The following is a 21,959-nucleotide window of genomic DNA, read 5'->3' as shown; positions in this document are numbered from 1 at the left end:
GTGGGGGATATCAAAGCGGAGCAGCCCATATTGTAGGCCGCGCCGGCGCTTGAATGGACCCGAGCGCCCGCAATGGCGTCGATCCATGCGCCGAAAAGGCGCTGCCAGGCACTGCTGCGGCCGATGGCGGGCGCGCGGTCACGCGGCGGCATCAGCGCCGACCGGGCGTTCGCGGCAGCGGTGGCGTTGCTGGTGGCCGCCGCGGCATGCGCTGTGGCCGGGCATGCACGTGTGCCACCGCGACGGGATTCGATGATTGCGCAAAACTCTTCTTGGTTCCGGTCGTGCACTGACGAACACAATCCGGAGCCGGTCGCAGATTGATCAAAAAGACCTGTCTTCGGGCGTGGAATGCATGCCTGTTCTTCGGTAATGCGCACCTGTCTTCTGCTACGGCGACAGTTGCCAGCGACGGGCTGACCGACGATCTGTGCTCGCTGATCGATTCACTCAACCGGTTCACCAGCAACGACGCTTTCGGCGAGGCGTCCCGTCGCTACTTGCTGCAACGGCTGTCGCGCAGGAGCCAGCCTTGCCATCACTCCCCGCTGCGTCTTGCCGTCACGGCCGTCCATGACCCTGCGATTCAAGCAAGACACCGCAGCGCGCGTGCGCCTTGTGGCGTTCGTCGATGACCAACCGTCGCAGTGCCGGTACTGCCCTTGCCAATGGGCCGATCCGTCTCGCCCTCACGGCGGGACGCTCCGCACCCGTTCGTCGGCCAGGGCATGCATGCCGGTTTGCGCAGCTGCTCGGAACATTCCTATGAGATCACCCTTATGAATCGCGAAAAAGTCCTGGCATTACGCACCTGCACCAACAACATGTCCGATCACTGCGGGCTGATCTGGCCGCAGTCAGGCAGTGTCGAATGCCGGCATTGGCAACCCACCATCAAGCAGGAAAACGGCCTGACCGGCCTGTTGTGGGGACAGGGAACCAATGCGCATCTGAACATGCATGCTGATGCGCACTGGGTGGTCTGCATGGTCGATACCGCCGACATCATCTGGCTGGGCGAGGAGGGCATGATCAAGTTTCCCCGGGCCGAGGTGGTCTACGCCGGCAGCCGTGCCGGTGCCATGCAGTGCATTGCCGCGGGCATTGCGCAGCACGCGCCGCCCCAGCCGGAGCCGCCGGTAACGCCGGTCATTGCCGCGGATTTCATTCCCAAGGCAGCGCAGGCGCAATTCACCGCACCGCTCGTCGAAAGCGCTGCGCATTCCACCGCGCCAATGCCGGTTGCGACCCACGGCATCGATCCACAAACCGCACAGGCTTCAGCTGCGATCCTGCGCACACGCGAAATCGCCACCTACGGCAGCACGCTCACCGGCGCCGATCAGAGCCAGCTGATCGCAGGCTATGGAAGTACCGAAACCGCGGGTAACGGCAGCGAGTTGATCGCCGGCTATGGCAGCACCGGCGTGGCCGGATCCGACAGCACCATCGTCGCAGGCTACGGCAGTTCCCAGACCGCAGGCGGTGGCAGCACACTGACGGCCGGCTATGGCAGCACCCAGACCGCGCGCCATGGCAGCGATCTGACTGCAGGCTACGGCAGCACGGAAACCGCGGGTGCAGACAGCTCGCTGATCGCCGGCTATGGCAGCACGCAAACTTCCGGCGGCGACAGCTCGTTGACTGCCGGTTACGGCAGCACCCAGACCGCACAGAACGGCAGCGACCTCACCGCAGGCTACGGCAGCACCAGCACCGCGGGCACCGACAGCTCGTTGATTGCCGGCTATGGCAGCACCCAGACCTCGGGCGGAGAAAGCTCGCTGACCGCCGGCTATGGCAGCACGCAGACTGCGCAGGACGGCAGTGACCTCACTGCCGGCTACGGCAGCACCGGCACCGCAGGTGCCGACAGCTCCCTGATTGCCGGTTATGGCAGCACGCAGACCTCGGGCAACGACAGCTCGCTGACGGCAGGCTACGGCAGCACGCAAACCGCCCGCACCGGCAGCGACCTCACCGCGGGCTACGGCAGTACCTCTACGGCCGGTGCGGACAGCACGCTGATCGCCGGCTATGGCAGCACCCAGACCTCCGGTGGCGAGAGCTCACTCACTGCCGGGTACGGCAGTACGCAGACTGCACGCAAGGGCAGCGACCTGACCACCGGCTATGGCAGTACCTCCACGGCCGGCGCCGACAGCACCTTGATCGCCGGCTATGGCAGTACGCAGACCTCCGGCGGCGACAGCTCGCTGACCGCCGGCTACGGCAGCACGCAGACCGCACGCAGCGGCAGCGACCTGACCACCGGCTATGGCAGTACCTCCACGGCCGGCGCCGACAGCACGCTGATCGCCGGCTATGGCAGCACGCAGACGTCCGGTGGTGATAGCTCGCTCACCGCCGGTTACGGCAGCACGCAAACGGCGCGCAGCGGCAGCGACCTGACCACCGGCTACGGTAGTACCTCCACCGCTGGCGCCGATAGCACGCTGATCGCCGGTTACGGCAGCACCCAGACATCCGGCGGTGACAGTTCGCTCACTGCGGGCTACGGCAGTACGCAGACCGCACGCAGCGGCAGCGACCTGACCACCGGTTACGGTAGTACCTCCACCGCCGGCGCCGACAGCACCTTGATCGCCGGCTATGGCAGTACGCAGACGTCGGGCGGCGACAGCTCGCTGACCGCGGGCTACGGCAGCACGCAAACCGCCCGCAAGGGCAGCGACCTGACCACCGGCTACGGCAGTACGTCCACGGCCGGTGCCGACAGCACGCTGATCGCCGGCTATGGCAGTACGCAGACCTCGGGCGGTGACAGTTCGCTCACTGCGGGCTACGGCAGCACGCAAACGGCGCGCAAGGGCAGCGACCTGACCACCGGTTACGGCAGTACGTCCACGGCCGGTGCCGACAGCACCTTGATTGCCGGTTACGGCAGCACCCAGACCTCGGGCGGGGAAAGCTCGCTCACCGCCGGCTACGGCAGCACGCAGACCGCGCGCAAGGGCAGCGACCTCACCACCGGCTATGGAAGTACCTCGACAGCTGGTGCCGACAGCACGCTGATTGCCGGTTATGGCAGTACGCAAACCTCCGGTGGCGACAGTTCCCTGACGGCGGGATACGGCAGCACGCAGACCGCGCGCAAAGGCAGCGATCTGACCGCCGGCTACGGCAGCACCTCCACCGCCGGTTCGGACAGTTCATTGATCGCCGGCTACGGCAGCACGCAGACGGCCGGCTTCAAGAGCATCCTGACCACCGGCTATGGCAGCACCCAGACCGCGCAAGAGGGCAGCATGCTCACTGCCGGCTATGGCAGTTCTTCCACCGCGGGCTCGGACAGCTCGCTGATCGCCGGCTACGGCAGCACCCAGACGGCCGGCTTCAAGAGCATCCTCACCGCCGGCTACGGCAGCACGCAGACCGCGCAGGAGCGCAGCACGCTCACCACCGGTTACGGCAGCACCTCGACGGCAGGGCATGACAGTACGCTGATTGCCGGCTACGGCAGTACGCAGACGGCCGGCTACAAGAGCATTCTTACCACCGGCTATGGCAGTACCCAGACCGCGCAGGAAAGCAGTTCGCTGATCGCCGGCTACGGCAGTTCCTCCATGGCCGGCCCGGACAGCTCGCTGATCGCAGGGTATGGCAGTACCCAGACCGCCGGTTACGACAGCACCCTGACTGCCGGTTACGGCAGCACCCAGACCGCGCAGAGCAGCAGCTGGCTGATCACCGGTTATGGCAGTACCTCCACCGCCAGCTTCCAAAGCTCGTTGATTGCCGGCTATGGCAGCACGCAGACGGCCGGTTACGAAAGCACGCTGACCGCCGGATACGGCAGCACCCAGACCGCGCAGGAAATCAGCTGGCTCACCACCGGTTACGGCAGTACGCAAACCGCCGGCCATGGCAGCATCCTGACTGCCGGTTACGGCAGCAATTCCACCGCCGGCTACGAAAGTACCCTGATTTCCGGCTATGGCAGCACGCAGACGGCTGGTTACGAAAGCACCCTGACCGCCGGTTACGGCAGCACGCTGACCGCGCTGGAAAACAGCTCGCTCACCGCCGGCTATGGCAGTACCGAAATCGCCGGGTTTTCCAGCACCCTGATCGCCGGTTACGGCAGCAGCCAGACCGCCGGTGGCGACAGCACGCTGACTGCCGGCTATGGCAGCACCCTGACCGCGCAGGACAACAGCTCGTTGACCGCAGGCTACGGCAGCACCGAAATCGCCGGGCAGGACAGCTCGCTGATTGCCGGTTATGGCAGCAGCTTGACCAGTGGCGTGCGCAGCTATCTGACCGCCGGCTACGGCAGCAACCAGATCGCCAGCTATGGCAGCTCGCTGATCGCAGGACACGAAAGTACCCAGATTGCCGGTCACCGCAGCATGCTGATTGCCGGCAAGCTGAGTTCGCAGACGGCCGGCTCGCGCAGCACGTTGATCGCCGGCATGGGCAGCGTGCAGACCGCGGGTGACCGCAGCAAGCTGATCGCCGGCGCCGACAGCACCCAGATCGCTGGCGATCGCAGCAAGTTGCTGGCCGGCAGCAATAGCTTCCTCACCGCCGGGGACCGCAGCAGGCTCACCGCCGGCGATGACTGCACGCTGATGGCGGGCGACCGCAGCAAGTTGACCGCTGGCAAGAACAGCATCCTGACGGCGGGCGCCAACAGCAGATTGATCGGCAGCCTGGGCTCCACCCTGACCGGTGGCGAAGACTCGGTGCTGATCTTTCGCTGCTGGGACGGCAAGCGCTACACCAACATCATCGCCAAGACCGGGGAAGAGGGCGTCGAGGCCGACACCGCCTATCAGATCGATGACGACAAGAACGTGGTGGAGAAGTTCGACGATCCCTTCGACACGCTCGCCACCATCGTGCCGGACCATGGCAGCGGCCCGGCCCCGGCAGCGGATCATGCAGCGGTGACGCAATTGCCGAACTGAGCAGGCAACTCGCCCAGGCGATCGGCATCGCCGATTGAGCACTGCAGCCAACCGCCGGATTCCGGCGGTTGACTCGATCAGATGAAGAGGGCGCGCGAGGCAGGGCACGTTGGGCGCGACAGAAGTATTGCGCCGACGCGTGGGATCAAGAGCGAATACTTTGGGCAGCCCGACCGGGCATCAACACGCAGAACATCCATAACACGCAATAAGGATCGGCATCGGCCGCGTCATCACCAAGCGTGCCAGCGCAGTGCACTGCCAGCCCGCAGCACACCCCAACGCTCTAACGATTCCCCAATCCCGATTCCCCAATCCCGGCTTACGTCAGCCCGTACTCTTTCAGCTTCTTGCGCAGCGTGGCGCGGTGAATGCCCAGCATCGCCGCCGCGCGGCTCTGGTTGCCTTCGCAGTGGTTGAGCACTTCCACGAACAACGGGATCTCCATCTCGCGCAGCACGATTTCGTACACGTCGTCGGCGTCGCTGCCGTCCAGGTCGCGCAGGTAACGGCGGACGGACTGGGCCACGTGTTCGCGCAGCGGCGACTTCGGGGCGCCACGACTGGTGTCAGGACGAGAGGGGGCTGCGTTCAAAGGAGGTTTCCCAGTGTCACGAAGCCGGGACGCGTGGCCGGCGAGGGGGAGTGAGTCTAGCGCGTGACCTCCCCGCTCGCCACGCCCGTGTGGCCATGGGTGCAGGTCGGGTCCGCTCAGCGGAAGTCGAAACTGAAGGCCGCCGTGCTTGCGGCCGGTTCGCGCACGCGAAAGGCCACCTGCACCGCCTGGCCCGGCGCGAGCGTGTCCTGTGCGGCCGGCGGCTGGCCCAGATACTCCTGCGGCGCCAGCACACGCGTGCCGATCACCCGCCCGTCGGCGTCGGACAGCGACAGCTGCAGCCACGGCCAGGCCTGCGCCCAGCGTGCCTCGTTGCGGAAGCTGGCCTGGATCTGCAGCACGCCCGGCACCCCGGGCAGCGGGCGCACCTCGCGATTGAGCAAGGTCAGCGCGGCCGGCTCGCGCCAGGCCGGCAGGGTGCAGCGCGCCACGGCACAGGCGGCGCTGACCAGCGGGCGCCAGCGCGCATCGGCCGCCAGCTGCGCGCGGTCGGCGATGACGATCTGCAAGGCCAGCAGGCCGACCAGCCCGACCAGTAACGCCCACTGGCGGCCGCTGGCGCGCAGCCGTGGCCGGCTCAGCCCGCGCCGTGCGAATGCAGGCGCGGCCTCGGCCGGCAGTGGCTGGAACTGGGCGGGCGCTGCTGCGTCGGCAGCGCCCGCGTCGTTGTCGCTGGGCTCGGCGTCCGTGTCCGGATCGGTGCCGGGTGCCGGCGGGGCGGCCAGGTCGGAGGCGGGAGCGGATGCGTTGCCGTGCTCACGCTGCCGGGCTGTGCCTGGCACGCCGGCGGCTGCTACGTCGCGCGGCTGTGCAGTGGTCGGCTGTGCAGGGGCAGTGCCGGCGAGCGCGCTGCGGGTGTCGCTGCGGCCGGCCGCCGTGTCTTCGGCAGGATCGCCGGGTAGCTGGCGCGTGGTCGCCGTGGTCCACGCCAGCCGGTCCGGCTCGGCGGTATCTGCCGCGGTCTGGCCGGCATCGCCGGGTGGCGGCAGGATGTCCACCGGCACCGAATCGCTGCGCGGCGCAGTCGCCGGTGGCGCAGACGGTGGCGCAGACGGTGGCGGAACGAGCGGCGCCGCCGGGGCGGCCACCGCCTCGGCCAATGGTGCCGGCACCAGTGCGCCGGCCGGCACCGGCGGCGCGTGCAGCGGCGCGTCGGCCGCAGGCACCACCGGGGTCGGGATCAGCGACGGGGCAGCCGGCGTCGCACGCAGGAACGTGGCCAGGGGGCGGCGCGGTGGCGGAGTCTCGGACATCGGCAGGCGTGCAGCGGGAAGAACCCTATTCAACCACGCGCACGCCACTGGGCGAACCCGGGCGCGTCATGCGTGCGGCACGCAGCCGCAAGCGCAGATGCCGCTTCCATCGACTGCGGGGTACGCATCCCGTTGGCTGGCCAACCGTCGCGCCGCTGTGACCACCCTGCCGCAGCCCGAGGCCGCATTCCAGCAGAGACGCATTCCAGCCAACAAGCAAACGCAACGACCGGCACCACGTCATCCACATCCGACTGAGCCAGCTACCAACACCGAGCTTGCCTCACAAACGAAGCCCCAAGCAGCCTGCCCCCGATTCCCGATTCCCGATTCCCGATTCCCGATTCCCGAATCCCGAATCCCGAATCCCGAATCCCCAACTCAACGCCGACGCCGCGTCTTGCTCTCGGCCAGCAACAGATCGAGCAGGCCGCTGCGCTGGCGCGGCGCCAGCGTGTCGAAGCGGTTCAGCAGCACGCGTTGCTGCTCGTCCAGATGGCGATACTGCGCGGGCTCTTCGGCGATCGTCGGCACCGGTGGGCCGAAGGTGCGCTCGCCGCGGCCGGTGGCCAGGTATTCGAACGCCATGCCGCTGCGCCTGGCCAGGCCGATCAGGTTGTCCACCGAGGGCGCGGTGCCTTCGGCCATTTCCCATTGCGCCACCGCGCTACGGGTCACGCCCAGCTCGCCGGCCAGGCCTTCCTGGGTCAGCTTGGTCAGGGCGCGGGCTTCGCGGACGCGTTCGTACAACTTGCTCACACGGCACCGTGAGTGGGGAACGGGCCGGGAGATATAGCCCTAGCAGCAATCAGGGATAGTTCGTATACCTTTCATATGCCGATATGTTTGCGATACTGTCAGGGCGTCAATGATGACGGGATCACAGCGAACTCAAGGAGGACATCCATGGTCGAGCCAGCCGCTCCCAAATCCGCCCGTTCCACCACGCCTTCAACGCCGCCCGCCGCGCCATGGCCGGCACATTCGCCGCTGGATCCGGCGATCACCCGCTTTCGGGGCGCGCCGTGTTACCAGGTCTGGCAGCGCCAGGACGCGTGGACCGCGGTGGCCGACGGCACGCAGTGGTCGGCCGGGCTGGCGCCGCGGTGGTGGGCGCTGCGCCAGCGGCACTGGTGGCTGCTGGCGCTCAGTGTGGGTTTGCTGGCGCTGGCCGGCGGCCTGGCCAGCCTGGGCCCGCGCACGTGGTCGCTGCCGGCCTGGGCGGCCTTGCTGCTGGCCGAGCTGGGCCTGCGCGTGCAGCTGGCCCGGCAGGCCGGGCCGTGGCGCAACGCGGCGCTGCGGCGTGCCGGCTGGCAGGCGGTGACCCGCCTGCGCGCCATCAGCGTGGCCGATGCGGTGACCACCGCGCAGATCCGCGCCGGCCGGCCACACCGCTGAGCCGACGCGGTGTCAGTGGCGGCGTACGCCGTCGATGCGCATCCAGTCTTCGTCGCGTTCGCAACGCAGTTGCTCGAACCAGGGCGCGTAGCGCTGCAGCAGTTCCTCTTCCTGACCATGCAGGATGCCCGACAGCGCAATCCGTCCGCCCGGTGCCACGCGCGCGGACAAGGTGTCGGCCAGCGCATCCAGCGCCGAGGCCAGGATGTTGGCGACCACCACCGGATAGGTCTGCACCGGCTCGTCCTGCGGCAGGTACACCGCCAGCTGCGCCTGCAAGGCGTTGCGCTCGGCATTGTCGGCAGTGGCCAGCAGCGCCTGCGGATCGTTGTCCACGCCCACCGCGCTGGCGGCGCCCAGCTTCAGCGCGGCGACGGCGAGAATGCCCGAACCGCAGCCGAAATCCAGCACGCTGCGGCCCTGCAGCTCGCCGCTGCCGGCCAGGCTGTCCAGCCAGCGCAGGCATAGCGCGGTGGTCTGGTGCGTGCCCGAGCCGAACGCCAGGCCCGGATCCAGACGGATCACCGCGGCGTCGGGCGCCTGCGCGGCCTCGGGCAGCGCGTGATTCCACGGCACGATGAAGGTGCGCGCGCCGAACTGCATCGGCTTGAACTGATCCATCCAGGCGCGTTCCCAGTCGCTGTCGTCGACCGTGCGGAACGCCACCTGGCTCCAGTCCAGCCCGGGGTCGAACGCTTCCAGCGCGGCGAGCAGCACCAGTGCATCGCTGTCGCCGTCGAACAGCGCGTTCAGCACCATGGTGTTCCACAGCGGCGTTTCGCCGACGCCGGGCTCGAGAATGGCGCGCTCGTTGCTGGTGTCGGCATTGGCGTCGAGCAACGTCACCGCCAGCGCGCCGATGTCGTCCAGCGCATTCTGGTAACGGGGCTGGGTGGCGTCGGAGCAGGGCAGGGTCAGTTCAAGAAACGGCATCGTGGCGGTCGGGCAATTCGAAAGCGTGCATCGTAGACCATTCATGCCGGCGGACTCCTGCGCGACGGGGGCCGGATAGGCAGGCGCACCGCGTGCGCGATACCGCGGATGCCGTCGCCTGATCGGTGCACTCAGCACATGCAGCGCGGTAGTGCCGGCCGCTGCCGGCGCAGCACGCGGGCGTGCCGGCAACCAGACGCCCGCTGCGCGCCACCCACGCCACACCCGCGCAGATCACCGTCCTCATGCAATGCACCGTCCGCCGTTCGCATCGGCAGCGTCCGCTTGCGCGCCAGCGTGCGCGGGCGCGGGTGCTAGACTCCGCGCCGTCGCTGCGGGGCTTTCCGCAGCAGGGTCGCCGCTGTCCATGCCGCTTGCTCGTGCCCGCCATCTCTGGCTGTTGCTGGCTCCCGTCGCGCTCGCGGCGGCGGCCTGGTGGCATGTGCGCGCGCAACCGGGCGATTCGCCCACCGCCGTGCTGCCGGCGGTGGCAAGCAGTGACCGTGCCGGCGCGCCGGCAGCGGTGGCGCACGCGCCCGCCGAACGCGGCACTGCCCTGCAGCTGCCCCACCGCGATGCGGTTGACGCGCAGCCTGACCTGTACCGCTATGCGCAGCAATTGCAGCAGCAGGTGCGCGCCGGCAATGCGCAGGCGGGGTGGCGCCTGAGCCGCGTCTACGATTACTGCGCGCCGTATGCGTCCAGCCCGGCCGGTTACGCCGCCGACAGCGCCTGGATCGCCGCGCAACACACGCCCGGCGTGGCGGCGATGCACGCGGCGCGCACGCGCGTGGCGCAACGCTGCGCCGGCTTTGCGCCCGGCGACGGCCTGGGCCCGCGGCTGGTGGCGCAGCAACGGCAGGCGGCCGCGCGTGCGGGCAATCTGGCTGCCGAGGCGGCGTTGCTGGCACTGGGCGAGCCGCTGCAGCGCTCGCCCAGCTACAAGCGCGCGCTGGTGCAACGCGTGCTGGCCTCGCGCGACCCGGAGGCCTACCTGGCGCTGGCGCCGGCGATGGGCGCGCGCGCCAGTGGCGATGACAGCCTCGACGGCTACGTGGCCGGCGATCAGTTCGCCGAGCTGGCCTGGCAGGTGGCTGCATGCCGGCTGGGGCTGGATTGCAGCGCAGACAGCACCCTGGTCACCAGTTATTGCGCCAATGCGGGCATCTGCTCGCGCAACAGCGCACAGGATTTCGTGTCGTTCGTATTCGATGCCGCGGTGCCGCGGCAGGGAGCAGACAGAGTGGATGAGATGGTCGATAGCTTGGTCTCCGAGCCGGGAGCGCAGTCATGAATTACCGTCGCCTGGCGCATGGCGCCAAGTTCTGGTTCTGGGTCGCGTTGTTCGTGGCGTATTCGGCCGCGGCCGTGGGCATCGTGATGATCGACACCGCCGATCACCGCTACCAGCCGCTGTCGGTCAAGTCGACCACGGTCGCCGCTGACGAACAGCAGCGACGGCATGGCGCCAGCCAGGTGGCCGCGGTGTACCGCGCCAGCAGCGCGATGCCGTTTTCGACACTGCCGGCCGGCTCCACCTTCCAGGTGGTGTGGCCGGATGGCTCCACCGAAACCATGACCGTGGTCGACCCGGCCTCCTCCAGCGGCATCGTGCCGGTGCCGGGCAGCCAGCAGCCGGCGCCGCGGATCCGCTAGCACCCAGGATCCCGTAGGAGCGCACCTGGGCGCGACGAGGTTCCACCGATAAAGCGCGGTCGCGCCCGGGTGCGCTCCTACGCACAGGTCGGCTGGCCTGCGCAATGCACCGGGCAACAACGCAACAAGCCCGGTTTCCCGGGCTTGTTGCGCGGTGCACTGGCCGGTGCGATCAGACCAGCGCGATCGACTTGTTCTTGCGCTCGGCCAGGCGCTTTTCCAGATAGTGGATGTTCTGCCCACCGGCCTGGAAGCCCTTGTCGCGCATGATGCGCTGCTGCAGCGGGATGTTGGTCTTGATGCCGTCCACCACCATCTCGCTCAGCGCCACGCGCATGCGCGCGATCGCGGTCTCGCGATCGGGGCCATGCACGATCAGCTTGCCGATCATCGAGTCGTAGTTCGGCGGCACCTTGTAGCCGGCGTAGATGTGCGTATCCACACGCACGCCCGGGCCGCCGGGCGGATGGAACGCGGTGATCAGGCCCGGATTGGGCATGAAGGTCTCCGGGTCCTCGGCATTGATGCGGCACTCGATCGCATGCCCGCGCAGCACGATGTCGCTCTGCTTGATGGTCAGCTTGCGGCCGGCGGCAATGCGCAACTGCTCGCAGACCAGGTCGATGCCGGTGATGCGCTCGGTGACCGGATGCTCCACCTGGATGCGCGTGTTCATTTCGATGAAGTAGAAACGCCCGTCTTCGAACAGGAACTCGAAGGTACCCGCGCCGCGATAGCCGATGCGGATGCAGGCATCCACGCAGACCTTACCGATCTCGTTGCGCAGTTCTTCGGTGATGCCCGGGGCCGGCGCTTCTTCCACCACCTTCTGGTGGCGGCGCTGCATCGAGCAATCGCGTTCGCCCAGATGGATCGCGCCGCCCTGGCCGTCGGCCAGCACCTGGATTTCCACGTGACGCGGATTTTCCAGGAACTTCTCCATGTAGACCTGATCGTTGCTGAAGGCGGCCTTGGCTTCGGACTTGGTGGTTTCGATGGCGGCCTTCAACGCGGCCTCCGAATGCACCACGCGCATGCCGCGCCCGCCGCCGCCGCCGGCGGCCTTGATGATCACCGGGTAGCCGATTTCGCGCGCCACCTTGGTGTTGGCGACGATGTCGTCGCCCAGCGGACCGCCCGAACCGGGCACGCACGGCACGCCGGCGGCCTTCATCGCGCGGATCGCCTCCACCTTGTCGCCCATCAGGCGGATGGTGTCGGCCTTGGGGCCGATGAAGATGAAGCCGGATTCTTCCACGCGCTCGGCAAAGTCGGCGTTTTCCGACAGGAAGCCGTAGCCGGGATGGATGGCCTGCGCATCGGTCACCTCGGCCGCGGCGATCAACGCCGGGATGTTGAGGTAACTGTCGCTGGAGGCAGCCGGGCCGATACACACCGACTCGTCGGCCATGGCCACGTGCTTGAGGTTGCGGTCGACCGTGGAATGCACCGCGACCGTGCGGATGCCGAGCGTGTGGCACGCGCGCAGGATGCGCAGCGCGATTTCACCTCGGTTGGCGATGACGACTTTATCTAGCATGGGATTGGGGATTCGAGAGTGGTGATTCGTAGAGGGCGCCGGGCTCGCGCAGATGGCGCGATTCGTCCAGCGTGCGGATCAATGCATTGAGCCTGGCAAACGTGCGATTCAAAAGATCCAGGGTTGCCGTATCGGGCGAACCGAACTGCAGCCGTGCGGCAATCTGCAGTTGCGTATCCAGTTCCGCCAGCGAACCCCGCGCCATCGACAGATAACGCAGGTACTCGGCAGTGGAACGCCGCGCGGCGCCTTCGGCGATATTGGAAGGCACGCTGATCGCAGCGCGCCGCATCTGTGCCGTCAGTCCGAAACGTTCGGAATCAGGAAAGTCGTGGCTCAGGCGGTAGATCGCTTCGACAAGCGACATCGCATCGCGCCAGGCCATCAGGCGCTCATGCGGCCGCTCTTGCGAATCCCGGCTTTTCCACAGCCGTATGGCTGTCATCACGACTCTCCCATCCCCGCCGCTCAGCCAATCACAAACAACGGCTGATCGAATTCCACTGGCTGGCCGGTTTCGCCGAGGATGGCCACGATGGTGCCGGAGACGTCGGCTTCGATCGGGTTGAACATCTTCATCGCCTCGATGATCGCCAGCGTTTCGCCGGCCTTGACCTGCTGGCCGACGGTGACGAAGGCCGGCTTGTCCGGCGAGGGCGAGGTGTAGAAGGTGCCGACCATCGGCGCGCGCAGCACGTGGCCTTCCGGCAGGGCGGCAGCCTGCTTGGCGCCGCCGGTGGAGGCCTCGGTGGGCGACTGCATCGGCATGCTGGGGGCGGCCGGGGCCTGCGCGGGCGGGGCAGGTGCGTACTGCTGCACCGGCGCGCTCATCACGGTGGTGCCCTTGGGCACGCGTGCCAGGCGCACGCTTTCTTCGCCTTCCTTGATCTCGATTTCGGCGAGATTGGATTCTTCGAGCAGGTCGATCAGTTTCTTGATTTTGCGGAGATCCATACGGGCCTCATGAGGTGAATCGGTGGAGGTTGCCGGCGGCTGCCGGCGGAAGGGGGTCAGGCCGTCGGCGCGGGCGCCGGCGTGGGTGAGCGGGATGTCATGCGTCGCGTTCCAGCCGCGCGATCACCGCTTCCAGCGCCAGCCGGTAGCTGTCGGCGCCAAAGCCGCAGATCACGCCGTCGGCCTTGTCGCTGAGATAGCTGTGGTGACGGAACGGCTCGCGCGCATGCGGGTTGGACAGATGGATTTCCACGAACGGCAATCCCACTCCCAGCAGCGCGTCGCGCAGCGCCACCGAGGTGTGGGTGAAGGCGGCCGGGTTGATCAGGATGTAGGCGGTGCCGTCCTCGCGCGCGGCGTGGATGCGCTCCACCAGCACGTGCTCGGCATTGGACTGCAGGCAGGCCAGCGCATGCCCGGCGGCCTGCGCCCGGTCCACCAGGGCCGCATCGATCTGCGCCAGCGTGGTGCGCCCGTAGACATCCGGCTCGCGGGTGCCAAGCAGGTTGAGGTTGGGGCCGTGCAACAGCAGCAGGTGGGCCATGACATCCGGGAGAGCGGAAAGGCCGGAAGTCTGCGCGATGTCGCCGATGCTGTCCAGATAGGCGAAGTTAGGTCTGTTTTAAACGGTTGTTTTAATTTCGTGGTGGCACGCTGCTGCGTTGGTGTGCCAAGCCCTGTGGGGCTGCGGTTTCGCGGCAGGCGCCCAGCCTTGCCGGTCTGTCGATCGCATGCCGACCATCTGCTGAATCGCCATGGTGCGTAGTGCAGCGCGTCCATTCGCGGAAGCGGTGCGTTCGCTGCCGTGCGTCCCGGCCCCTGCTATCTGTCGTGCTGTCGAGCGGCGTGCTCGGCAACGCCGGCTGGTGTTCGCCGGCATCCAGCCACTTCAGCGCCGATCGGCGCTCGTTCCCTTCATCATCGACCCATGCCGTCCATGCATCGGGCCGCCGTTCGAGCCGGCGTGCCGGCCCGCGGGTCTGACCGACCGGCTCACCTAGCCGCGCGCAGCAACGCATCCTCGGTGATCGCGTTGGTCAGCACGGTCGGCAGCACCGCAGGCGGCGCGCCGGGGCCGTAGACCACGTACAGCGGCACGCCGACGGCCTGGTGCTGGTCGAGGAAGGCGCTGATCCTGGGGTCGACATTGGTCCAGTCGCCTTTCATGTAGACCGCGTCGACGCGGCGCAGTGCGTCGCGGAAGTCGGCGCTGCTCAGCACGTTCTTCTCGTTGGCCTTGCAGGTCACGCACCAGTCGGCGGTCATGTTGACGAACACCACGCGGTTGTCGGCGCGCAGGCGGTCCAGCAACTGCGGCGAGAACGCCACTACGCCTTCGGCGGCAGTGGCGGCCGGCAGGCGCAGGCGGGTGACCCCGACCACCGGCACGATCGCCAGCACCAGCATCACCGCGGCCAGGCCCATGCCGATGCGATGGCTCTTCCAGCGGCTGCGCTCGAAGCAGAACAGGCCCAGCGCCAGCAGCGTGGCGCCAACCAGCATCAGCGCCAGCGCGTCCACGCCGCGCTGCTTGCCCAGCACCCACAGCAGCCAGATCGCAGTGAGATACATCGGGAACGCCAGCACCTGCTTGAGCGTTTCCATCCACGCGCCGGGCGTGGGCAGGCGCCGCGCCAGCGAGGGAATGAAGCCGATCAGCAGGAACGGCAGCGCCAGGCCCAGGCCCAGCGCCAGGAACACCAGCATCGCCAGCAGCGCCGGGGCGGTGAAGGCATACGCCAGTGCGGTGCCCATGAACGGGGCGATGCAGGGGCTGGCCACCACGCAGGCCAGCACGCCGGTGAAGAAATCACCCAGCGGGCCATTGCGCGCTGCCAGCGACTGGCCGATGCCGCCCAGATTGCTGCCCAGCGTGAACACGCCCGACAGGCTCAGGCCCACCGCAAACATCAGATAGGCCAGCGCCGCGACGAACCACGGCTGCTGCAGCTGGAAGCCCCAGCCGGCCGCCTGCCCGGCCGCGCGCAGGCCGATCACCAGCGCGCCGATCGCCGCAAACGACACCAGCACGCCCAGCGAATACCAGATCGCGTGGCTGCGCGCGTGGCTGCGGCTCTCGCCGCTGTGGGCCAGGCCCAGCACCTTCAGCGACAGGATCGGCAGCACGCAGGGCATCAGGTTCAGCACCAGCCCGCCGAGCAGGGCCAGCACCAGCATGGCCAGCAAGCCCTTGTCGGCGTGCGGCGGCTGGGTGCGCTGCGGATTGTCGGCCGAGGCATCTGCGGCCGGCGCTGCAGTCGCTGCGGGCGTCGGTGCCGGCGCCGGTTCCGCAGGCAGCTGCCCGGCCGGCAGCGGCGAGATCATCAGCGGCGCTGCCTGCGCCTGGTTCTGCGGCGACACCGTGCCGGCAGGCAACTCCAGCGCTACCCGGCGGGTCATCGGCGGGTAGCAGATACCGTCGGTCTGGCAGCCCTGGAAGGTCGCCACCAGGGTCGCCTTGACCGGTTCGGCGTGCTCGCGCAGCAGCGGCAAGGTGACTTCGGCCTGGTCGAAATACACCACCACATCGCCGAAGTGCTCATCGCGGTGCGCCTTGCCCTGCGGCCAGCGCGGCAGCCCGGGACGCACGCCGCCGGCGCCTTCCAGCGCCAGCGAGGTGCGGTCGCGGTAGATGTAATAGCCGGGCGCGGGGGTGAAGCGCAGCAGCAGGCTGTTGCCGTCGCCGACGATGGCTTCGAAGGTGAAGGCCTGCTCGGCCGGCAGCGGCAGTGCGTCCACGCCGGCGGCCTGGCCGGTGCTGCCGAACAGCCGCGGGCCTGCCGGTGCGCGCGGCACCAGTGCGCCCAGGTTTTCGCGCGGGGTGGCGGGTGTCGCGGCGGGAGCCGAGGCATCGGGCAGGCGCACGCGCAGCTCGCGGCGTTGCGGCGGGTAGCACACGCCGGCGTCGGCGCAGCCCTGGTATTGCACCTGCAGCACGGCGGTCTGCAACCCGGCATCGGCCTTGCCGGCCAGCCTGGCCTGCAGCTGCTTGCGGTAGGTCTGCACCTGGCCGAAGAACTCGTCGTGCTTGCTCTCGCCTTCCGGCAGCGCCAGCTCGCCGGCGGCAAAGCCTTGCCCGGATTTGACGCTGATGCGGTGGCGATACAGGTAATAGCCCGGCGCGATCTTCCAGTGCAGCGCGATGCTGTCGCGGCTATCGGCGGTGGCGCTCAGGGTGAAGGCCTGATCCACCGGCAGCAGGTCGGCCTCGGTGACCGCAGCTTGCGCGGGCAGGGGCGCCACCAGCGCCAGCGGCGCGGCGAGCAAGGGTACGGCCAGCAATGCGCAGCGGGCGATCCAGCGGGACAGAGACTTCATGGACGTCAGGATTCCTTGCGGGTTTCGGCCCGGACCCAATCGAGATACGCCGGCAGCCCGGCGCTGGCTTGGACCGCGATCGCCTCCGGCAGTTCATACGGATGCAGCGCCTGCAGCCGCGCGATGGCGTCCGGCAGGCGGTCTTCCCAGGTCTTGATCAACAGCTGCACTTCCTGGCTGCGCTCGATCGCCCCGTTCCAGCGGTACAGCGACTGCACGCCGGGCAACTGGGTGACGCAGGCGGCCAGACGCTCGTCCAGCAGCACGCGCGCAATGCGCTCGGCGCTGTCGGCATCCGGGCAGGTGCTGAACAACAGATGGAGGGAAGAGGCGCTCATGTGACCGCGCAGTGTAATCCCCTGTTTGCGGGGGATCGACCGCAGATTCCGGAACAGGGCGTCAAGTTCGCTGGGCCTGGCGGCTGGCCGGCGATACCGGTCCTGCGCCTGCCCGCTGATGTTGAATGACGCAGGCCGACGGCTCGCGCGCCTGCTGCGCGGTCGGGCATGTGGATTGCCGCTGCAGGCCGTCTCCCGGCCCGGCGCCTGGGGCGCCGGGCCGGGCCGGATCAATTGGCCAGCTGGCAGCTGGCCGGCTTGGCCGAGGTGAACAGGCTCGAGGTCGCCCATTCGGGGTGATCCACGAACGGGTTGCGGTTGCCCTGGAAGCTGAAGATCACCTGGTTGCGCGCCCGCTCGGCATCGTCCGGCGGGTCGGCCTGGTGCCAGGCCAGCAGCGTGGACAACAGGCCCATGTAGGCCGGCGAAGCCGAGGTCTGCACGATCTTGCTGCGGTCGTCGGTGAGTTCCAGGTCCGGCTCGGACTGCCCGGTGGCCGCGTCGGTGCCGCCTTCATAGCGGATCGCCATGTACATCACCGCACGCGCCATGTCGCCCTTGCGCTTGCCCCACACCTCGAAGGTACCGCCGTTGCCATCCGGGGTGCGCACCCAGTTGGAATTGCCCGGATAGCGCCCGCTGCCGCCGCCACTGCCGTCATTGACCTCGGTGACCCGCTCGCCGCAGCTGCTGGTGCAGGCCGCGTACGGCTTGTTGCCGCGGTCGGCGTTGAAGGCGGTGTCGGTGAGATACAGCATGTGGGTGTCGGTGTAGGGCGCATACGGCAGCCCCTTGTCGCCGCTGGCGCTGCCGAAGCCCAGCGAGTTGGGCCAGGTGTGCTCGCGGTTGTAGGTCAGCCCGCTCCCGGTGCCGGCACGGTCGCTGCCCTTGGCGTAGCTGCGGTTGCGGTAGGCGTCCAGGATCCGGCCGCTGTTGTTGGGATCTTCGTCGGCCATCTCCAGGATGGTCCAGGTGCTGGTGCCCGAGCCGCTGTACGGATAGACCGTGTGGCCCTTGATCACGGTGTGCAGCGAACAGCGCAACTGGCTGGCATTGGCGGTGTTGACCCGCGAGTAGTAACCGGTGCCGCCGCCGCTGGCGGTGGCCACGGTGAAGGCGATCGACTGGTTGGCGGCCGGGCTCAGCCCGCTGGCATCGCGGATGGCGCTGGCGGTGATCGCCAGAGTGCAGCGCTCGCCACCGACCAAGGCGGTGTTGGTGGACAGGCTGAAGCGGGTGCCGCTGGTCGGGTAGCTCAGCGCCACCGTGCCGGAGCTGGCGCAGCTCAGTGCGAAGGCGCCGCTGCTCAGCGTCACCGCCTCGCTGAAGCCCACGCTCAGGTCGCCGGCGGCGGGAAAGCCGGTCGCGCCCTGGGTCGGGGTGGTGCTGGTGATCGTCGGTGCCGCGCCGGTCTCGCCGCCACCGCCGCTGCCGTTGAAGCTCTGGCCGCGGTTGCACGCGCCAAAGGTCTGCGCCGACGAGCCGGCCCAGCTGAAGTTGGCCGCGCTGCTGCCGGTGCCGGTCAGTTGCAGCGAGCTGCCGACCGCGCTGCTGTTGCTCTCGCTGACCGGCAGGTTCTGGCTGGTGATGCCGGCGGCAGGGCCGCCGCTGGCGGTGATGGCGCCTTCGTAACTGAGGAACTGCACCAGCTGCCCGTTGGGGTCGACCAGCGCCACCCCGTCGTTGGGCCCGTTCTGCACGCCATTGCTGGCGTAGCCGACCGTGGCCACGCGCACCTGGCTGCCGCAGCTGACCAGGCTGCCGGCCGGCACCGCCGTATTGGCGTAAACCGTGGCCGCGCCCGGTGTGCTGCCGTTGTACAGATAGATGCGGTAGCCGCTCAGCGATTCGCCGGCGGTGGCCACCACTTCCACGCCTTCGCCGCTGTCGCCGGAGGCGCCTGCGTCGTCGTAATGCAGTTCGTTGATGAACACCGCCGCGTGGGCGGTGGGGACGGCCAGTACGAGCGCACAGGCCAGGGGAAGCGTGCAGCTGGGGGACCAGCGCAAGGGGAAAGCACGGGCAGGGGAAGGCAACCTCATCGACAGCTCCTTGTGATCGGGGAATGCGTGGCCGACTGTAAAACGTGCGCATGACAATCGGTGGAACCTGGTTCCATTTTTAGAGCGGCTGCTCCGGCGACTGCTCGGTGCGCACCGTCCGGCGTGCCAGTGGCTCGGTAGCCGGTCTCAGGCGCAGCTGGCGATCGCGCAGCCCGGTTCCCACCACGGTTCCCACCCGGCTGACCGTCGCCAGCGGGCAATGCGCGCCAGGTCGTGTCGGCCGCTTCGCGGTCCTGGCACGGAACTGCCCGGCGAAAATTTTTTGCCCCCAGCCCTTGAAAGCTGGCCACACAGCACAATCTCTGGCCCGCACCCGCTCTGTCGGGTTTTTTCCGCGCGCTGTGCTGGCAGTCGTCACATACGAGTGCTAACATCGCCGATAATTTCCAGACCAATCAATCACTTAAGAGGGTCTTTCTCTATGAGCATCAAGCCGCTTCACGACCGCGTTGTAGTCAAGCCGATCGAAGCCGACGAAGTTTCCGCCGGCGGCATCGTGATCCCGGACTCCGCCAAGGAAAAGTCCACCAAGGGTGAAGTCGTCGCCATCGGCGCCGGCAAGCCCCTGGACAACGGCAGCCTGCGCGCGCCGGTGGTCAAGGTTGGCGACAAGGTCATCTACGGCCAGTACGCCGGCAGCAGCTACAAGTCCGAAGGCGTCGAGTACAAGGTGCTGCGCGAAGACGACATCCTGGCGGTCATCGGCTGATAGCCGTTGACGGCGGGATTCGGGAGTGGGGATTCGGGATTGGCCACTGCGCTTGGCGCAGCTGATCCCGCATCTCCCCCGAACCCCGCTTTAGCCAATCCCCAATCCCCAATCTCAAATTCCGGAGTTACAACAAATGGCTGCTAAAGACATTCGTTTCGGTGAAGACGCACGTACCCGTATGGTTCGTGGCGTCAACGTGCTTGCCAATGCCGTCAAGGCCACCCTGGGCCCGAAGGGCCGCAACGTCGTGCTCGAGAAGAGCTTCGGCGCGCCGACCATCACCAAGGACGGCGTTTCCGTCGCCAAGGAAATCGAACTGGCTGACAAGTTCGAGAACATGGGCGCGCAGATGGTCAAGGAAGTCGCTTCCAAGACCAACGACAACGCTGGCGACGGCACCACCACTGCCACCGTGCTGGCCCAGGCCCTGATCCGCGAAGGCGCCAAGGCTGTGGCCGCCGGCATGAACCCGATGGACCTCAAGCGCGGTATCGACCAGGCCGTCAAGGCCGCCGTCATCGAGCTGAAGAACATCTCCAAGCCCACCACCGACGACAAGGCAATTGCCCAGGTCGGCACCATCTCGGCCAACTCGGACGAATCGATCGGCAACATCATTGCCGAAGCGATGCAGAAGGTCGGCAAGGAAGGCGTGATCACCGTTGAAGAAGGCTCGGGCCTGGAAAACGAGCTGGACGTGGTCGAGGGCATGCAGTTCGATCGCGGCTACCTCTCCCCGTACTTCATCAACAACCAGCAGAGCCAGTCGGCCGACCTGGACGACCCGTTCATCCTGCTGCACGACAAGAAGATCTCCAACGTGCGCGACCTGCTGCCCGTGCTGGAAGGCGTGGCCAAGGCCGGCAAGCCGTTGCTGATCGTCGCTGAAGAAGTCGAAGGCGAAGCGCTGGCCACCCTGGTGGTCAACACCATCCGTGGCATCGTCAAGGTCGTGGCCGTCAAGGCACCGGGCTTCGGCGACCGTCGCAAGGCGATGCTGGAAGACATGGCCGTGCTGACCGGCGGCACCGTGATCTCCGAGGAAGTGGGTCTGGCGCTGGAGAAGGCCACGATCAAGGACCTGGGCCGCGCGAAGAAGGTGCAGGTCTCCAAGGAGAACACCACCATCATCGACGGCGCCGGCGACTCGGCCACGATCGAAGCCCGCGTTGGCCAGATCAAGACCCAGATCGAAGACACCTCGTCCGATTACGACCGCGAGAAGCTGCAGGAGCGCGTGGCCAAGCTGGCCGGTGGCGTTGCAGTGATCAAGGTCGGCGCGTCGACCGAAATCGAAATGAAGGAAAAGAAGGCCCGCGTCGAAGACGCCCTGCACGCCACCCGTGCAGCCGTCGAAGAAGGCGTGGTCCCGGGCGGCGGTGTGGCCCTGGTGCGTGCGCTGGTGGCCGTCGGTAACCTGACCGGTGCCAACGAAGACCAGACCCACGGCATCCAGATCGCCCTGCGCGCGATGGAAGCCCCGCTGCGCGAAATCGTGGCCAATGCCGGCGAAGAGCCGTCCGTGATCCTGAACAAGGTCAAGGAAGGCACCGGCAACTACGGCTACAACGCGGCCAACGGCGAGTTCGGCGACATGGTCGAGTTCGGCATCCTGGATCCGACCAAGGTCACCCGCTCGGCGCTGCAGAACGCAGCCTCGATCGCCGGCCTGATGATCACCACCGAAGCCATGGTGGCCGATGCACCGAAGAAGGACGAGCCGGCGATGCCGGCCGGCGGTGGCATGGGCGGCATGGGCGGCATGGATTTCTGATCCACGCCACTCGGCTGTTGCAGCACAAAGGACCCCGCCGAAAGGCGGGGTTTTTTTGTGGGCGATGAGATGGATGCCGCAAGAGGTCGTGCGTGGCCACGCAGACCCCATCATGACCCGTAGGAGCGCCCCTGGGCGCGAAGAGGCTTTATCGGGAACGCCCCAATCGCGCCCGGGTGCGCTCCTACGCGGCGCAGATGCCACCGGTTCGCGCAATCGGTTCGCGGCCCCAACCGTGTCGAACCCGGCGCTTGCATGGCCACGCAAACCCCATGACCCCGTAGGAGCGCCCCAGGGCGCGAAGGGGCTTCACCGGGAATGCCCCAGTCGCGCCCGGGTGCGCTCCTACGCAGGGGCGATGCCATTGGCTTGCGCAATCGGTTCGCGGCCTCGACCGTGTCGAACCCGGCGCTTGCATGGCCACGCAAACCCCATGACCCCGTAGGAGCGCCCCAGGGCGCGAAGGGGCT

At 67.8% G+C, this 21,959-nt stretch carries 18 protein-coding genes and 1 pseudogene; 8 read left to right on the top strand and 11 right to left on the bottom strand.

The window, feature by feature from the left end:
* Nucleotides 1–72: 72 nt before the first annotated feature.
* The 3 genes and pseudogenes from DYQ94_RS09105 to DYQ94_RS09095 form a co-directional block, all read left to right on the top strand.
* Nucleotides 73–201 (top strand): annotated as a pseudogene (locus DYQ94_RS09105) (CDP-alcohol phosphatidyltransferase family protein); the annotation flags it as partial.
* 119 nt (nt 202–320) lie between these two features.
* Nucleotides 321–635, top strand: coding sequence for a hypothetical protein (locus DYQ94_RS09100; RefSeq protein WP_154831334.1), 315 nt, complete (start codon nt 321–323; stop codon nt 633–635).
* Between the two features lie 144 nt (nt 636–779).
* Entirely contained in the window at nt 780–4,934 is a 4,155-nt protein-coding gene (locus DYQ94_RS09095) for a beta strand repeat-containing protein (RefSeq protein WP_126965252.1), read from the top strand.
* A 322-nt stretch (nt 4,935–5,256) separates the two neighbouring features.
* On the opposite strand, the gene fis is transcribed toward DYQ94_RS09095, so the two are convergent.
* The 3 genes from fis to DYQ94_RS09080 form a co-directional block, all read right to left on the bottom strand.
* Nucleotides 5,257–5,529, bottom strand: a complete 273-nt coding sequence (gene fis / locus DYQ94_RS09090) for a DNA-binding transcriptional regulator Fis (protein ID WP_002804983.1) — start codon at nt 5,527–5,529, stop codon at nt 5,257–5,259.
* A gap of 116 nt (nt 5,530–5,645) precedes the next feature.
* Nucleotides 5,646–6,803 carry a DUF3426 domain-containing protein gene (locus DYQ94_RS09085; RefSeq protein ID WP_126965251.1) on the bottom strand — a complete coding sequence of 386 codons (1,158 nt, stop codon included), beginning with the start codon at nt 6,801–6,803 and terminating at the stop codon, nt 5,646–5,648.
* Between the two features lie 381 nt (nt 6,804–7,184).
* Nucleotides 7,185–7,562 (bottom strand): helix-turn-helix domain-containing protein, encoded by a 378-nt coding sequence (locus tag DYQ94_RS09080; protein ID WP_016903361.1) that lies wholly within the window; start codon nt 7,560–7,562, stop codon nt 7,185–7,187.
* Between the two features lie 147 nt (nt 7,563–7,709).
* On the opposite strand from DYQ94_RS09080, the gene DYQ94_RS09075 reads away from it, so the two are divergent.
* A complete protein-coding gene (locus DYQ94_RS09075) occupies nt 7,710–8,201 on the top strand; it encodes a hypothetical protein (protein WP_126965250.1) in 492 nt (163 codons plus the stop codon).
* A 12-nt stretch (nt 8,202–8,213) separates the two neighbouring features.
* Here the strand turns inward: DYQ94_RS09075 and prmA are convergent, their stop codons facing one another.
* The gene (gene prmA / locus DYQ94_RS09070) at nt 8,214–9,134 is read right to left on the bottom strand and encodes a 50S ribosomal protein L11 methyltransferase (RefSeq protein ID WP_039509979.1); all 921 of its coding nucleotides are present in this window, start codon (nt 9,132–9,134) and stop codon (nt 8,214–8,216) included.
* Nucleotides 9,135–9,501: 367 nt separating this feature from the next.
* Between prmA and DYQ94_RS09065 the strand changes: the two genes are divergently transcribed.
* Together DYQ94_RS09065 and DYQ94_RS09060 are read left to right on the top strand one after the other, a co-directional pair.
* On the top strand, nt 9,502–10,428 hold the full coding sequence (locus tag DYQ94_RS09065; RefSeq protein ID WP_126965248.1) for a hypothetical protein: 927 nt from the start codon (nt 9,502–9,504) through the stop codon (nt 10,426–10,428).
* On the top strand, nt 10,425–10,790 hold the full coding sequence (locus DYQ94_RS09060) for a hypothetical protein (RefSeq protein ID WP_016903365.1): 366 nt from the start codon (nt 10,425–10,427) through the stop codon (nt 10,788–10,790). The genes DYQ94_RS09065 and DYQ94_RS09060 overlap by 4 nt, the downstream gene beginning before the upstream one ends.
* A 172-nt stretch (nt 10,791–10,962) precedes the next feature.
* Here DYQ94_RS09060 and accC read toward each other — a convergent pair whose 3' ends face one another.
* The 7 genes from accC to DYQ94_RS09025 all read right to left on the bottom strand — a co-directional run bounded on the left by accC (nt 10,963) and on the right by DYQ94_RS09025 (nt 18,982).
* Entirely contained in the window at nt 10,963–12,330 is a 1,368-nt protein-coding gene (gene accC, locus DYQ94_RS09055; protein WP_016903366.1) for an acetyl-CoA carboxylase biotin carboxylase subunit, read from the bottom strand.
* Nucleotides 12,320–12,775 (bottom strand): four helix bundle protein, encoded by a 456-nt coding sequence (locus DYQ94_RS09050; protein ID WP_126965247.1) that lies wholly within the window; start codon nt 12,773–12,775, stop codon nt 12,320–12,322. The genes accC and DYQ94_RS09050 overlap by 11 nt, the downstream gene beginning before the upstream one ends.
* A 23-nt stretch (nt 12,776–12,798) precedes the next feature.
* Nucleotides 12,799–13,284 carry an acetyl-CoA carboxylase biotin carboxyl carrier protein gene (accB, locus tag DYQ94_RS09045; RefSeq protein WP_016903367.1) on the bottom strand — a complete coding sequence of 162 codons (486 nt, stop codon included), beginning with the start codon at nt 13,282–13,284 and terminating at the stop codon, nt 12,799–12,801.
* Nucleotides 13,285–13,381: 97 nt separating this feature from the next.
* Nucleotides 13,382–13,828, bottom strand: a complete 447-nt coding sequence (aroQ, locus tag DYQ94_RS09040; RefSeq protein WP_039811529.1) for a type II 3-dehydroquinate dehydratase — start codon at nt 13,826–13,828, stop codon at nt 13,382–13,384.
* A gap of 449 nt (nt 13,829–14,277) precedes the next feature.
* On the bottom strand, nt 14,278–16,602 hold the full coding sequence (locus tag DYQ94_RS09035) for a protein-disulfide reductase DsbD family protein (RefSeq protein ID WP_104593776.1): 2,325 nt from the start codon (nt 16,600–16,602) through the stop codon (nt 14,278–14,280).
* Nucleotides 16,603–16,607: 5 nt separating this feature from the next.
* A complete protein-coding gene (cutA, locus tag DYQ94_RS09030) occupies nt 16,608–16,940 on the bottom strand; it encodes a divalent-cation tolerance protein CutA (protein ID WP_024940554.1) in 333 nt (110 codons plus the stop codon).
* Between the two features lie 230 nt (nt 16,941–17,170).
* Complete coding sequence (locus DYQ94_RS09025; protein WP_126965246.1) at nt 17,171–18,982, bottom strand: endonuclease; 1,812 nt, start codon at nt 18,980–18,982, stop codon at nt 17,171–17,173.
* 442 nt (nt 18,983–19,424) lie between these two features.
* Here DYQ94_RS09025 and DYQ94_RS09020 point away from each other — a divergent pair, with 442 nt between their 5' ends.
* Nucleotides 19,425–19,712, top strand: coding sequence for a co-chaperone GroES (locus DYQ94_RS09020; RefSeq protein WP_003483210.1), 288 nt, complete (start codon nt 19,425–19,427; stop codon nt 19,710–19,712).
* 136 nt (nt 19,713–19,848) lie between these two features.
* Complete coding sequence (groL, locus tag DYQ94_RS09015; RefSeq protein ID WP_011035771.1) at nt 19,849–21,489, top strand: chaperonin GroEL; 1,641 nt, start codon at nt 19,849–19,851, stop codon at nt 21,487–21,489.
* Nucleotides 21,490–21,959 lie beyond the last annotated feature (470 nt).

Origin of the sequence: Xanthomonas sp. LMG 8993, assembly GCF_009835065.2 — a bacterium.
Classification (GTDB): Bacteria; Pseudomonadota; Gammaproteobacteria; order Xanthomonadales; family Xanthomonadaceae; genus Xanthomonas; species Xanthomonas arboricola.
Note: the sequence above shows the minus strand (reverse complement) of the source record. Positions and strands in the feature narration are given on the sequence as shown.